Raw genomic sequence first — 368 nt, forward strand, 5'->3', positions numbered from 1 at the left:
CAAGTTCCGTCAGTCCCAGCCAGTTGAAGGGAAAATTAAAAACGCGACCGTCAGCCAAGCAGCCGGGCACTGGTATATCTCCTTTCAGGTCGAGCAGGAGACGCTTGAGCCAATTCACCCCTCCGGCTCAATGGTCGGGCTAGATGTGGGGATCGCCAAGCTCGCAACCCTGTCAGATGGCACGGTGTTTGAGCCCGTCAACAGCTTCAAAACCAATCAGATCAAGCTGGCAAGGCTCCAACGCCAGTTGAGCAAAAAGGTAAAGTTCAGCAGCAACTGGAAGAAACAAAAAGCCAAGATCCAGCGGCTGCATTCACATATCGCCAATACCCGCCGCGATTACCTTCACAAGGTCACAACGACTATCA

1 protein-coding gene is annotated in these 368 nt (G+C 52.7%); it reads left to right on the forward strand.

Annotation, left to right across the window (positions count from 1 at the left end; all coding sequences use genetic code 11):
* Nucleotides 1–368 (forward strand): RNA-guided endonuclease TnpB family protein (locus J9892_RS22790; protein WP_210539105.1); only part of this gene is annotated, 368 nt, incomplete at both ends.

Source organism: Aeromonas sp. Prich7-2 (genome assembly GCF_017939255.1).
Taxonomy (GTDB): domain Bacteria; phylum Pseudomonadota; class Gammaproteobacteria; order Enterobacterales; family Aeromonadaceae; genus Aeromonas; species Aeromonas caviae.